This window comes from Streptococcus pseudopneumoniae, from assembly GCF_001076775.1.
Lineage (GTDB): Bacteria > Bacillota > Bacilli > Lactobacillales > Streptococcaceae > Streptococcus > Streptococcus pseudopneumoniae_G.
This window is the reverse complement of record NZ_JVGV01000022.1, coordinates 24,166-37,340: the sequence shown is the minus strand read 5'-3', so window position 1 is coordinate 37,340 and position 13,175 is coordinate 24,166. Positions and strand designations below refer to the sequence as shown.

The 13,175-nt window shown below is 35.8% G+C and carries 17 protein-coding genes and 1 tRNA gene; 7 read left to right on the top strand and 11 right to left on the bottom strand.

The annotated features are described in order from the left end of the window. Nucleotides 1-49: 49 nt before the first annotated feature. The 8 genes from ADJ60_RS06215 to ADJ60_RS06180 all read right to left on the bottom strand — a co-directional run bounded on the left by ADJ60_RS06215 (nt 50) and on the right by ADJ60_RS06180 (nt 4,494). On the bottom strand, nt 50-607 hold the full coding sequence (locus ADJ60_RS06215) for a CYTH domain-containing protein (RefSeq protein WP_049544067.1): 558 nt from the start codon (nt 605-607) through the stop codon (nt 50-52). Nucleotides 608-840: 233 nt separating this feature from the next. After that, on the bottom strand, nt 841-1,707 hold the full coding sequence (locus ADJ60_RS06210) for a helix-turn-helix domain-containing protein (protein ID WP_049544066.1): 867 nt from the start codon (nt 1,705-1,707) through the stop codon (nt 841-843). A gap of 687 nt (nt 1,708-2,394) precedes the next feature. Continuing rightward, nucleotides 2,395-2,466 (bottom strand) — tRNA-Arg (locus ADJ60_RS06205). A gap of 42 nt (nt 2,467-2,508) precedes the next feature. Further along, nucleotides 2,509-2,856: a 50S ribosomal protein L19 gene (gene rplS, locus ADJ60_RS06200; protein WP_001068669.1), complete on the bottom strand. Its 348-nt coding sequence runs from the start codon at nt 2,854-2,856 to the stop codon at nt 2,509-2,511. Between the two features lie 118 nt (nt 2,857-2,974). Beyond that, complete coding sequence (gene crcB, locus ADJ60_RS06195; protein WP_049516595.1) at nt 2,975-3,304, bottom strand: fluoride efflux transporter CrcB; 330 nt, start codon at nt 3,302-3,304, stop codon at nt 2,975-2,977. Next, nucleotides 3,298-3,672 carry a fluoride efflux transporter CrcB gene (gene crcB, locus ADJ60_RS06190; protein ID WP_049544064.1) on the bottom strand — a complete coding sequence of 125 codons (375 nt, stop codon included), beginning with the start codon at nt 3,670-3,672 and terminating at the stop codon, nt 3,298-3,300. Before crcB (ADJ60_RS06190) ends, crcB (ADJ60_RS06195) begins: the two co-directional genes overlap by 7 nt. Then, nucleotides 3,669-3,935, bottom strand: coding sequence for a chorismate mutase (locus ADJ60_RS06185; protein WP_000362440.1), 267 nt, complete (start codon nt 3,933-3,935; stop codon nt 3,669-3,671). The genes crcB (ADJ60_RS06190) and ADJ60_RS06185 overlap by 4 nt, the downstream gene beginning before the upstream one ends. A gap of 115 nt (nt 3,936-4,050) precedes the next feature. After that, nucleotides 4,051-4,494, bottom strand: a complete 444-nt coding sequence (locus ADJ60_RS06180; protein WP_001162128.1) for a flavodoxin — start codon at nt 4,492-4,494, stop codon at nt 4,051-4,053. Nucleotides 4,495-4,597: 103 nt separating this feature from the next. Between ADJ60_RS06180 and ADJ60_RS06175 the strand changes: the two genes are divergently transcribed. The 7 genes from ADJ60_RS06175 to ADJ60_RS06145 all read left to right on the top strand — a co-directional run bounded on the left by ADJ60_RS06175 (nt 4,598) and on the right by ADJ60_RS06145 (nt 10,119). Continuing rightward, the gene (locus tag ADJ60_RS06175) at nt 4,598-5,533 is read left to right on the top strand and encodes a DHH family phosphoesterase (protein ID WP_049544062.1); all 936 of its coding nucleotides are present in this window, start codon (nt 4,598-4,600) and stop codon (nt 5,531-5,533) included. Nucleotides 5,534-5,628: 95 nt separating this feature from the next. Further along, nucleotides 5,629-5,871 carry a type B 50S ribosomal protein L31 gene (locus ADJ60_RS06170; protein ID WP_000710764.1) on the top strand — a complete coding sequence of 81 codons (243 nt, stop codon included), beginning with the start codon at nt 5,629-5,631 and terminating at the stop codon, nt 5,869-5,871. A 444-nt stretch (nt 5,872-6,315) separates the two neighbouring features. Beyond that, complete coding sequence (locus ADJ60_RS06165) at nt 6,316-6,903, top strand: recombinase family protein (protein ID WP_049544060.1); 588 nt, start codon at nt 6,316-6,318, stop codon at nt 6,901-6,903. A gap of 237 nt (nt 6,904-7,140) precedes the next feature. Next, nucleotides 7,141-8,019, top strand: coding sequence for an N-acetylmuramoyl-L-alanine amidase family protein (locus ADJ60_RS06160; RefSeq protein WP_239682013.1), 879 nt, complete (start codon nt 7,141-7,143; stop codon nt 8,017-8,019). Nucleotides 8,020-8,052: 33 nt separating this feature from the next. Further along, complete coding sequence (locus tag ADJ60_RS06155; RefSeq protein ID WP_045607081.1) at nt 8,053-8,517, top strand: hypothetical protein; 465 nt, start codon at nt 8,053-8,055, stop codon at nt 8,515-8,517. Nucleotides 8,518-8,521: 4 nt separating this feature from the next. Then, nucleotides 8,522-9,598 (top strand): DUF6287 domain-containing protein, encoded by a 1,077-nt coding sequence (locus ADJ60_RS06150; RefSeq protein WP_049544058.1) that lies wholly within the window; start codon nt 8,522-8,524, stop codon nt 9,596-9,598. A 221-nt stretch (nt 9,599-9,819) separates the two neighbouring features. After that, on the top strand, nt 9,820-10,119 hold the full coding sequence (locus ADJ60_RS06145) for a YbaB/EbfC family nucleoid-associated protein (protein ID WP_023946937.1): 300 nt from the start codon (nt 9,820-9,822) through the stop codon (nt 10,117-10,119). Between the two features lie 72 nt (nt 10,120-10,191). Here ADJ60_RS06145 and ADJ60_RS06140 read toward each other — a convergent pair whose 3' ends face one another. The 3 genes from ADJ60_RS06140 to rocS all read right to left on the bottom strand — a co-directional run bounded on the left by ADJ60_RS06140 (nt 10,192) and on the right by rocS (nt 13,144). After that, nucleotides 10,192-11,955 (bottom strand): glycerophosphoryl diester phosphodiesterase membrane domain-containing protein, encoded by a 1,764-nt coding sequence (locus tag ADJ60_RS06140; RefSeq protein ID WP_049544055.1) that lies wholly within the window; start codon nt 11,953-11,955, stop codon nt 10,192-10,194. Between the two features lie 8 nt (nt 11,956-11,963). Continuing rightward, nucleotides 11,964-12,554, bottom strand: a complete 591-nt coding sequence (locus ADJ60_RS06135; RefSeq protein WP_049544053.1) for a 3'-5' exonuclease — start codon at nt 12,552-12,554, stop codon at nt 11,964-11,966. A gap of 98 nt (nt 12,555-12,652) precedes the next feature. Continuing rightward, entirely contained in the window at nt 12,653-13,144 is a 492-nt protein-coding gene (rocS, locus tag ADJ60_RS06130; RefSeq protein WP_000021242.1) for a chromosome segregation protein RocS, read from the bottom strand. Nucleotides 13,145-13,175: the final 31 nt, after the last annotated feature.

The following is a 13,175-nucleotide window of genomic DNA, read 5'->3' as shown; positions in this document are numbered from 1 at the left end:
CCAAATCCAGCAATTGAGTAAACAATCCCAACAAGACTATTTGATAATTTTAATTACGTCCATTTTTTTCTCTCATTAATTGGACATAGCCCTTTGTTTCTATTTTTGAATTTAAAAACGAGAACTCTCCGCACATTTTCTCATAAAAATTATTATAATCTTCTTTTGAAAAATCTCCTAAAATCTCTATCTCAAGATAAAATCCAAGACCATCAATCTTATCTAGATTAATCGTTTTATTTTCTAATGCATCATGATAAGTCTTTCTATGTTTACTTATTGTGAAAATATTTGAAAATCCATCTTGCAAGATATTCCTTACAAATTCTAATTTTTCAGATTCTAACTCTATTTCACTTTCACTCCACATTCCTTGTTTTATCGTATCTTTTCTTGTAAAAACACTTGCTCTATTATCATCTTCTTGGCGAATTCTGTAGATAAAGCTACCTACCTCATCATTTTCAAATTCTCTTCCTTTTGTTTTAAAATATTTATCAACTTGCTTATTTTCACACTTAAATTTATAAGATTTTTCTAAATATGAAATAGCATTATTATAATCCCTCTCATCGTTGAGTTCAAATCTAACTTCTAATTCATTCATTAATTTTACCTCTCAATTCTTCAAAGGCTGAAGTCTCTTTACATTCACTCAGTCTATAGTAAGTTTCTGTAGATGTTTTATGGACAAAAAGCCTAATATTTTCTTGCACTCATTTTAGCACTTAGATGTTATTATGTCAATTGTTTTTATAATATTCTTTATTTATTTTTGTTAAATACATATTTGTATCTTTTTAGATTAAAAAAACGATGCTTAATTGAACATCGTCTTTACTATTCTGTTATATCTGCAATGTAATGTTCGATTTTAAGAGCCATTGACATATTCCCATCAAGCTTATACAGGAAATAAGCCGTTTTAAAGTAATCTTTTACTGCAACTTTAGAAGAAAAATTCTTACTGACATTTCCCATCAATAAATACAAATCAGCCAAAAGATACGTTGTTCTATACGTCTTACATTGCTTTATCGTATCTGTGATTTTAGTAATAGCCTCTTCAGTATTATTCTGCAACCATAGATAGCGACAAACATTATAATTAAATTTAATAGAAAGGTTTAATTCTTCGATTGTGTTTAACTGGAGTTGATTTACTTGATACTCTAACTTTTCTCTAATTTCATTAAAACTCTCTAAATCTTCAATGTCATAATAAAAATTGAATAGAGTATTTGCAACTTGAAGGTAGATCAGGTCAGTTACCTTTAACTGAGACAGTACCTTCTCCAATCTTGCCACAGCCTCCTCTTTTTGCCCATAAAAATAAAAATCTATAAGAGATTTTATCCACTCCATATAAAACTTATCTACTAGAGACAAGCGATGTACCTTTACACTCTCTAATTCATATATATATTTCAAAGACTCATAATTTCGATTTGTGATAAATGTCTGGGCTAACTTTTTAAACTCTGATAGCTCATCAATCTCTTCTCCAATCTGCTCATTAAAAAAATAATCTATACTAACTTTTAACTTCTTAGATAGAGCATATAAAAAGTCGGCTCCTGGAGTAAATTCTCCATTCTCTAATCTGCTAATCTGTCCCTGTTTACATATCCCCTCAGCCAATTCTCGCTGAGACATTTTTAATTCTTTGCGTCTATTTTTTAATCTTGTTGATAATAGTGTACCCACATTTGCATTTTCCTTTTCTATTCGATTTCAATTTCAATTGTAACATGATTAAATTTTAAATACAAATTAATAAACCAAAAGATACAAATTATAGATAAATAATGGCTAGGTATGTTATTTTTGAAAACCTATCCCTTCTTCTTTTGAAATTTTCTTACTCAAACTATTGATAAAACTATTAACGTTAAATGTACTAGATGTTAGACTATCATGTTTAAATTTTGTTATTAATATATTTAACAGAACACAAATAGTCTTTTACAACATATCAAATTCAGGGGAATAATAACGATTTTCCCCATTTTTTAGGCTCTCTATTTCATAACAATCAATTCATTTTATCACATACCTTAGCCCGAAAAATCCACACCCAATCTTTTTGAAAGCTGTTTAAAGCTTTGTACTTGCTTTCTAAGTTCATAGAGCTGAACCTTAACCTCATTTGTCCAATTCCATAATAAAAATAAGGACATTCTAACAAAGGAAGTCCTTATTTTTTAACTAATAGATGTCAAAGTTACTTTGCTGATCCACTTTATCTGTACTCATTGATCAAAATATAACTTTTGCTCAAAATTTGGTCAAAAAAGACAAAAAATACTAAATTATTTTTAAAAATGAACTTGTGATAATTGCCTTCAAATAAACATTTTGAATTTTCTTTGTCTTTCTTTACATTTCTAAAAATGCCCCCTGCAGGAATCGAACCTGCAACTACTCCTTAGGAGGGAGTTGTTATATCCATTGAACTAAGGGAGCTAGATAAAAACTCTGCTGAAAAAGCAGAGTTTTTTAGTCGAATTAACGACGGATTTCTTTGATACGAGCTGCCTTACCTTGAAGAGCACGCAAGTAGTACAATTTCGCACGACGTACTTTACCGTAACGAACAACTTCGATTTTTTCAACACGTGGAGTGTGGATTGGGAAGATACGCTCAACACCTACACCGTTAGAGATTTTACGAACTGTGTAGTTTTCTGAGATACCAGCACCTTTACGTGCGATAACAACACCTTCAAAAATCTGGATACGTTCACGGTTACCTTCGACAACTTTCGCGTGTACACGAACAGTGTCACCAGGACGGAATGATGGGATATCTGTACGAAGTTGACCTTCAGTCAAGCTTTGGATTAATGGATTCATTTTATTCTCCTATCTTTGTCAATCTTGAGGAATCTTCCTCAGCGGATAAACTGTATTTTTGTGCGTCCATTACACACAAGATACAGTTTACCAAATTTCCACAAAAAAGTAAAGAAATTTATAGCAGAATTCCTAAAAAAATCGCTATTAAACCACCTAGGTAGGTTAAGGCTAGGTAGCTATAAAATACCTTCTTATCACTTAACAGTCTTTGAAGTTCGTCATTCAAGGTCGAAAAAGTTGTCAAACCTCCACAAAAACCAGTTGCTAGCATAGCATAGACTTCCTTAGACTCCACATGATTGTAGAATAATCCAATCAAAAAACAACCTAGAAGATTGGCTATGAGCGTTCCGAGTGGCAATTTAGAAGCTTGATTATAGCGGGAAAAGAAATACCGTACGAGCGCTCCTAAGCCACAAGCAATTACAAGATAGACGATTACCATTTCTTCCTCCCTAGACAATAGGCCAAAAGTAGGCCTCCACCAATGCTCAAAAGCAAATACAGGACTAAACTAAGATAACGCCCTGTATCAAGCAGTTTCACAGCATCAAGCATGAGACTGGAAAAGGTTGTCAAACCACCACAAAAACCTGTACCCAGTGCTAAAATAACGCCTTTGCTGGTTCCCTTATAGACTAAATAGCCCTTAACAAGATAAACCAGGCAGAAAATGCCTAGATAGTTAACTAGAAGGGTTCCCCAAGGGAAATCTGGACTGGCTGGTAACCAAGTGGAAACTAGATAGCGGACAAGTCCGCCCAACATAGCAGCTAGAAAAATCCCTAGCGGATAAAATGGTTCTTTTTTCATTTGATATTTTGATCCTGATAATCACGCGAACGTTTGAGTATGTCCGAAAATGTTGCGACAATAGTCTCCTGATAGCGCTTGTCCTCTACACGACTTCTAACCTTTTCAAAAATAACTTCTTCTCTCTTGGTATCTAAAATCGGTTTACCCGAAGCTTTCTTATAAGCCACAACCCCTTCAACTAAGTGCATTCGTTCTTCTAGAAGTTTAACAATTTGGTCGTCGATTTGATCAATTTCTTGGCGAATAATATCTAAATCCATACAGTCTCCTCCTTTATTTGAATTATTGTATCAAAAAGCCATCAAATAGGCTAGTAAAATCCCAACTCACGATAAGAAAAATGCACTGATTGATTACATCAGTGCACTTTTGTGCTTATCCTACTTTAGCAGCCAATTCTTCTGCGAATTGTTCCAAGCGCTCAATATCTTCTTCCTCGGCAGAAAGATCAACTTTAACACACTCTGAACCTTTTTCTGCTCCTGTTGACACAAAGACACGGTCAAAGTCATCAACAGCCTTACAGAATTCATCGTAGAAGGTATCTCCTGAGCCGACCACTCCATAGATTTTGCCATTCAAGTTGAGGTCTGCTAGGTCTTCATAGAAGTCCATCATCTCATCTGGCAATTCTCCATCACCATAAGTATAGGTCGCAACGATAGCGATGTCTGCTTCCAAGAAGTCTGAAGCGTCAACAGTTGTACATTCATCAACATCGACATCCAAGCCCAAGTCACGTAATTTGTCTGCTACAATATCTGCAATTTCTTCGGTATTACCGGTCATACTGGCAAATACAATTTTTGCTAATGCCATATCGTCCTCCTCAATTTATCTTTCTCCATTATATCACATCTTTTTCATTTTAAAAATAAAAATTCTTGTGCTACAATGAAATGAGAAAGAATTGAGGTTATTTATGGACATTTGCCATCAAATTTTAGAAAAAATCAAAGAATACGACACGATTATCATTCACCGTCATATGAAACCAGACCCAGATGCCTTGGGAAGTCAAGTGGGCTTGAAAGCTCTTCTCAAACATCATTTCCCAGAAAAAACTATCAAAGCAGTTGGTTTTGATGAACCAACTCTTACTTGGATGGCTGAAATGGATCTCGTTGAAGATCGTGCCTATCAAGGGGCACTTGTCATCGTCTGTGATACGGCTAATACTGCTCGTATCGATGATAAACGCTATAGTCAAGGTGATTTTCTCATTAAAATTGACCACCATCCAAATGATGATGTATATGGTGACCTATCTTGGGTGGATACTAGTTCAAGTAGCGCTAGTGAGATGATTACCCTATTTGCCCAAACAACTCAACTGGCCTTGTCAGATCGCGCTGCTGAATTACTCTTTGCAGGAATTGTTGGTGATACAGGTCGCTTCCTCTACCCTTCTACCACTGCACGGACTCTTCGTCTGGCTGCCTATCTAAGAGAACAGAACTTTGACTTTGCGGCTCTCACTCGCAAAATGGACACTATGAGTTACAAAATTGCTAAACTTCAAGGATACATCTACGACCATCTGGAAGTGGATGAAAATGGTGCAGCTCGCGTTATCCTGAGTCAAGAAGTCTTGAAACAATTCAATGTTACCGATGCTGAAACTGCAGCTATTGTCGGTGCACCTGGACGCATTGACAGTGTGAGTCTCTGGGGAATTTTTGTAGAGCAGACTGATGGCCACTACCGTGTTCGCTTACGCAGTAAAATCCATCCTATCAATGAAATTGCCAAGGAACATGATGGTGGAGGCCACCCTCTAGCAAGCGGTGCTAATTCCTATAGCCTAGAAGAAAACGAAATCATCTACCAAAAGTTAAAAAACTTGCTTAAAAACTGATAAAATACTTGCCAAACTTTTCAGAATCTGATAGACTAGTATGGTAACAATCTATGGCTCGCAAAGAGACCATGGCAGAAAGGAAATATTGCAAAATGAAAAAAGATATCCATCCAGAATATCGCCCAGTTGTCTTCATGGACACAACTACTGGTTACCAATTCCTTAGCGGTTCAACAAAACGCTCTAACGAAACAGTTGAGTTCGAAGGCGAAACTTACCCATTGATCCGTGTGGAAATTTCATCAGACTCACACCCATTCTACACTGGACGTCAAAAGTTCACTCAAGCAGATGGACGCGTGGATCGTTTCAACAAAAAATACGGTCTCAAATAATGATAAAAAGACAGCTTCGGCTGTTCTTTTTTGTTTCTTGAAATCAACTGCTGTTTTCATGTTCCAGACTCATACTCTTCGAAAATCTCTTCGGTAATTTAATGTTAGGGGATTTATACTAACAATAGACTTTTAACCCTAAAATTGATAAAATAAAAAGGAAAATAAGATAAAAGGAAAATAAGATAAAAGGAAACTATAAATCACCATGATGAACATGCAAAAATTGAACATACTGTTTTTAATTTTTGTAAACATCAAAAAGGTTGGTTTAAAAGGATTTTTAAGTCCTTAAGATTTTTTATCCAACACTACTATTCACGCATCCAAGACAAAATCTTGGCAAAAAAATACAGTAGCAAAGAGTACACCAAACTACCACTCATTATGGGCGGTAGTTTTCTTTTCGTCTAAAATAGAGATAAAAAGATAGGTGGTAGCCTTATGCGTTACGGTTATGTTCGAGTATCTACAAAAGAACAAAATATTGATAGGCAATTTTCAGCCTTAGTAGAAAATAAATTATCAAAAGAAAATATTTTTATTGATTACGTTTCAGGAAAAGATTTTGACAGAATGGAATATCAAAAACTATTAGCTACCTTGAAAGAGAATGATGAATTGGTTATTAAATCAATTGATAGGTTGGGAAGAAACTATGATGAAATTTTAGAACAATGGCAATCAATTACTAAGAAAAAGAAAGTGAATATAACTGTTTTAGATTTCCCCTTATTAAACACAAAGAATAGCGATGACAATATCACAGGAAAACTAATATCCGATATCGTTTTGCAAGTTCTATCTTATGTGGCACAGTTTGAAAGAGAACAAATCAAACAAAGACAAATGGAAGGAATACGAGAAGCAAAGAAAAAAGGGAAAAAATTCGGTAGACCAAAATTGCTTGCCCCGGATAATCTCCCTGATGTAATAGCTCAATATACCAAAAAAGAAATAACCTTACGAGAAGGTGCAGACATCTTAGGAGTATCAAAAAGCACCTTTCATAATTGGATAAAAAATTCATAGTTCCTGTCAAAAAACCTAGGATTTTTTGGACAGGAAATACACTTTATTTTAGAACCATTTTCGTTAGAAAAAAGGTTCTAAAATCCAGCATTTTGACCGATTATTATTACACTACCATTCTATCAAGTTTGTCCAAAAAAGTCTAGATTTTAGGACAAACTGATTACTTTACAACAAATAAAAATAGGGGGTATTAAATGAATGCACAAACAAACTAAAAAATTTACACTTGCAACTATCTCAGCTCTATCACTTCTTGGCACTGGAGTCATCACAGCTAATCAAGTATCAGCTAGCGAGAATACGAGTACTGAAAAACAAATAGACGCAACAATTACAAAAGTTGAAATTGATTATTTTGGACTTAGCTTCGAAGGAAAACTTTCAGAGCCACTACAACACGGAGGTGATAACGCTGCTAAGGGAAATGTTACCTTGATTGATAAAGCGACCGGAAAAATTGTGTACCAAAGTCACGATGCTGTCATTTTTAGTGGCTTAACTAAAGATGTCAGTGATCAATTTTTACAACCTTTATTTTATAGCAATCAATTTAAAGGTGATATTTTTGTTTCAGAACAATTTCCAGATGGAACATATATTTTGGAGATGTCTGGAGAAGCTGGTTCGCCTTACGGTGACTTAACTGATACAAGAAAACGTGTCTTTAAAGTTAGAAAAGATGTGACTATCGGAAATCCTTCGACAAATTCAAATACTAACACAACAACTCAATCAGGTTCGAATTCTAATACCTCAGGTAATTGGGTACAATCTGGTTCTCGTTGGTGGTACAAACACGCCGACGGTTCCTATACAACTAATGGCTGGGGAAAAATCAATGGTGTTTGGTATCGTTTTGACAACTCTGGCTGGATGCAAACTGGCTGGGTAAAAGACGGTAGCTGGTACTATCTCGACGGCTCAGGTGCGATGAAGACAGGTTGGGTCAAAGATAACGGTAGCTGGTACTATCTTCAAGACTCAGGCGCTATGAAAACTGGCTGGATGAAGGTATCTGGAAAATGGTACTATGCTTATAACTCTGGTGCATTGGCAATCAATACGACAACCCCTGATGGCTACCGTGTTAATTACAACGGTGAGTGGGTTTAACATACAATAGAAATAGATTAAGGAGACAATTAAATGAACAAAGTGATAAAAATTGAAGATGAAACAGTTTATGTTGGAAAAGGTAATAATGGCCAATTTACTGCAATTTCAAGAAAAAGTTTTGGTTTTGAACCACAAGTAGGTGATTACGTAGAATTTTATCAAAACGGTGATGAGTATATTGTTTCAAAAATAGATAACACATCTCCAGCTACCTCTAGTCAACATTCAAATGGAGTGAGTGATAAATCTAAACTGGCCGCAGCCCTATTTGCCTTTTTTTTAGGAGCACTCGGTGGCTACGATTTTTACATCGGAAATTCTAAACAAGGATACAAGCGTATCGGAATAACTCTGCTAGCTATCATTCCTATTTTAATGCCATTTGTTTTACTAGCAGATGCTATTTGGAATATTATAATTACTATTCAAGTTTTAACTTCCAAAACTGGTAGCAAATGGCACCAAGATGCCCAAGGTTTAGAATTGCAAGATTAAATACATGAAAAAATTATTATTTCTATTCAGTGCCAGTATTTTAACTATCTCTCTTCTAACAGCTTGCCAACCTCAGAGTGAAAACACTCCCTCAGCAAGTTCTGAAGTAACTACTTCTAGTAGCAGTTCATCTACTTCCACATCGGAAGAGAAGAAAACTGACTACACCCTATACAATACTGTCCTTAAAGAATATGCAAAAGTACTAGATGGTTCACCAGCTTCACATACAGAGGTCAATACAGAGGTCAATACAGAGGTCAATTCAAAAGCAAACTTAAAAAATACTTATCCTAACGAATATTCTGGATTACAGTATAGCTTGTATGATTTAGACCAAGACGGTACGGACGAACTTTTGATTGCTCTAAAAACGTATTCTAACTATTACGATTTATTAGATATTCGAACTCTTAAAAATGGTGAAGTTATTCGACTGACCAATGCAGAAAATAATCTGGACTTTATTGGAGAACGCGTTCATTTTAATCCTTTAGAAAACGGCTATTTCCAATTATCTACTCGAGTATCTGCTAATCAAATCCAAGTCAAACTATACAAGTTGAATCAGGATAGAACACGGTTAGAGTTAGTTAGAGAATCAGATACAGAAGAGGGACTGGGGACAAAACCACCTTACCTTGACATAAGGTCTTTCTCTTGGAAATCTGTCACAAGCCTCATAAATGGAGAAATAAGCCTTCCATCAGAAAGTAAAGGAATGGATATTTCTGCAATTCAAAATGGAGATTTTTCTAGTGTCGCAGGAACTTGGAGAAATGGTACAGGTATTGAATTTACTTTCGATAAAAATGGCTTGGTAAGTGATCATTCCAAAGTTTCAATTGAACATGCTAAAGAAACCGACCGCTATCTTAAAGCAAGTTTACTTTCTAAAGCTGGTGGTGCTGGTGGTGCAGCTATTGCCTTTTTACCAGCAGGAATCCCTATAACCATGTCTGTCACCTCTTCTTCAGATAATGGCTATACTGACTCGTCTGATATTACACAAGACCGCTTATGGTTTGGACACCAACTCATCAATGGCAGTACTGAGGGATTTTTCTACAAAGTAGAATAGTGTTAGTAACCCCTTAGACTAGCTCATAAAATATCTGATAACATTTCATAAACACATATAGGATAAATATTCTTATGCTCTTAGAATATCTATCCTATATTTTTATTCCCTTTACATCCCTATTGATACTAAATGAATTCACTCAGAAAAAGATTAGACTTTTAACCCCAAAATTGATAAAATAGGAAAGAAAATAAGATAAAAGGAAACTGTAAATCACCATGATGAACATGCAAAATATGATGCGCCAAGCACAAAAACTTCAAAAACAAATGGAACAAAGTCAAGCAGAACTTGCTGCTATGCAATTTGTTGGCAAATCTGCTCAAGAACTTGTTCAAGCGACCTTAACTGGTGACAAAAAAGTTGTCAGCATTGACTTCAATCCAGCTGTCGTTGACCCTGAAGATCTTGAAACTCTTTCTGATATGACTGTTCAAGCCATCAACTCTGCTCTTGAACAAATCGATGAAACTACCAAGAAAAAATTGGGTGCTTTCGCTGGAAAATTGCCATTCTAATCATAAGAAAAACAAGCATTCAAGAGAATACTTGCCTATCATAGGAGGAACAACTGTTCCTCTTTTTGATTACTAAAAATTAAAGAATTCCATGGCCTGTTTGAAAAGCAATTCAGTATACTCTGGGTCTTCTTGGGCAATGGTAACCTGCTCTTGAATCATTTCCAAGTCATCTGTTATCATGCCGTCTGCACCCAAATGAACTGATTTATCAAAGGACTCTGAACTATTGATGGTCCAAACATACAATTTCTGATCGGTATTCCAAAGCTTGTTGACAAAATTTTCATCCAAGGTTGAATACTCCATAGTATAACCTGTGGCCTTGGTTCTTGGAAAAATACTATTGTAAGGTAGGATGAAATAAACTGGGATTTGTGAATCATAGGACAATACCTGATCAATCACATGGTAGTCCAAGGACTGCATTTGGTGCCCATTCTGCTTAATGATGACTCCATATTTTTCCATAAAGCGTTTCATCATATCTGGACTATCTTTTCGACTTGTTTTAATTTCAATAAGAAGTTTTTGATGCAATTCATTGGCTTTGTTGAGATAAGCATCAAAACTAGACACCTTACTCTGATAGCCATTTTCAGAAATATTAAGTTTGGTTAATTCCTCCAAAGTTAAATCCTGAGGATTGGCATTAACTCCTGTCAAATGCTTGATATTAGCATCATGCATCATGACAAACTGGCCATCTTTTGTTTCCTGAACATCCGTCTCAACAAAGTCTGGTTCTAGTTGGGCTGTCTTTTCTAGCGATTGGACAGTATTTTGGACACCATTCTTATTAGATACTCCTCTGTGAGAAATAACTAAAGGTTTATGTGCAACTGGAGCTTCCAAATAAACATAACCCTCAAGAGCGAAAAAGATACCAGCACAGCCCATCACTCCCCATCTCATCCAGTGGTCTTTCTTTCTCCTTGGTGTGATTTCTAATTCTTCTCCTGTCAAGAATGAAACAAATTTAATGAGAAAGTAAGTCAAGGCCATATAGTGGAAATTCTTAATCAAGACAAAGTTGATAATTCCCAGCACAAGAGATTCCTTATGGGTCAAACCATCCATTAGTGCCTGACTTGCCAAGATTGGAATCAATAAAAGAATGAAAAATAGGTATGTTTTGACGATAATCCAAAGCAAGTTCCAAATATAAAACCAAGAGTGCTTTCTTGTCTTCTCTAGACTGTATCTGACTGCTTCTTTGACTGTTTTCTTCTCAAATAAAAGCTGAGGTAGAGCAAACATGAAACGCACTGAAATGTAAAATAGAAGTAAAGCTAAAATAGTAACCACTATACCTACTAGCCAATACTTGTCTTCCACATAATCAACGATAAAGTCTGGAATGACAATTTTATTTAGGTAGTAAATCTTTAAAATCTTTCGAATCAATGGAAAGAGCATCATGACATAAAAGAAGATAAAGGCTATCTTGGAAAGCGTCACTTGCTTCATAAACAAGAAACTTTGATGAAAGACCTTGCGACTGTACTCTAGCAAGGTTCTCTTTTCATGACATAATAAATGACGAGCACCAATAAAGAGAAGTCCTATCTGGTAATAGGCAATCAGTAAATTAACGATTACCAGAACAAATAAAGCAAGACTAACAAAGGGAGAACCCTTTATAATGGCAAAAATATTGTTGTAGGATAGAAAGAGATAACCTGTCTGACGGAGCAAAAGTCCAGCAATCCAAGAATTTGACGGTAACCATACAAACTCAATCATCATGAAAGTCAAGAAGAAAAGAAAGAGTATTTTATCTAGATTAAAGTATATCTGCTTAAAACCTAGATTTTTAGGTTTTTCAGGTTTCATAGGCACTCCTAGTCAAATAATTGAGACAAGTCCAAGCCTCCAAAAGGATTATTCGAGAGGCTACTTTCTGCCCCTAACAATTCTCTAGCTTGATCCGACTCTAGAAAGGACTCGTAAACACGCGCTGTCATACGAGCATCCTCCAAGCTATTATGGGACTGACCTTGAAATCCAAGAAACGAGGCAACGGTTTGCAATTTGAGATTGGCAATGCCATGTAAATCTGAACTCCGACGTTCAAAGGCTTCATCATACAAATCCACCTTGTACTGCTGGCTGTAGTCTAAACCATGATCCGCTAAAATAGGCAAATCACTTTTAGCAGCATTGTATCCAACCATGGGTAAAGAACCCACAAACTCTTGGAAATCTTTTATGACTTCCTCCACTGGAGGAGCATCTTTTAAGGTCTCGGCTGTAATCCCAGTCAAACCATTGATAAAACTTTTTAGAGGCACACTGGTATGAACATAGGAATCATAGGCATCGATTTCCCGACCATCTCTAAAACGCACTGCCGATACTTGGATCAAGTGTGTTTGTCCTTCGTGCTGATTAAATTCTAAATCGAAAGCAATGTAATCTTCTAATCGTTCCATTTTCTACCTCTCCTATACTGTTATTTTACTTGAGCAACTATACTATTTAGAAACAAAAGAAGCCATCAGGTTAGCATTTAACCTAAACAGCTCCTTGATTATCCTCCAAATAAACGAGCAAAAAAGCCTTTCTTAGTTGATTGGACTTCTTCTTTTGCTTGGTCCAGCTCTAGCTTAAGATTTTCTTGATCCTTCATTGCTTGAAGAGTCAATTGTTGCTGCTGATCGAGTTGTTTGTCTTTCTCAGCAATCTGACGGTCTTTGATACGCATCTGCTCGTCTTTTTCTGATAACTGACGATCCTTGGCTTTTAATTGTTCATAGAGACGAAGAATTTCTGCATTCTTCTCATCAACCAGAATCTCCATCAGTTCACGTTGCTTGACATCTTCACTGACAGGCTCATCTTCAAAAATCGTTTTTTTATAGATTTCTTCTAGCTTAATCAAGCCACTTCTGGTAACGACTGTTACCCCTTTGTCATTTTTATCTGTGTCTTCTTCTGGTAATTCTTTGACACGGTTATTGATTGCTTGGCGAGATAATCCTAAGACCTCTGCAATCTCACTGACGGTCATTTCAATACTCATAATATCCTCTGAAACGTTTTCTAGCTTTTCT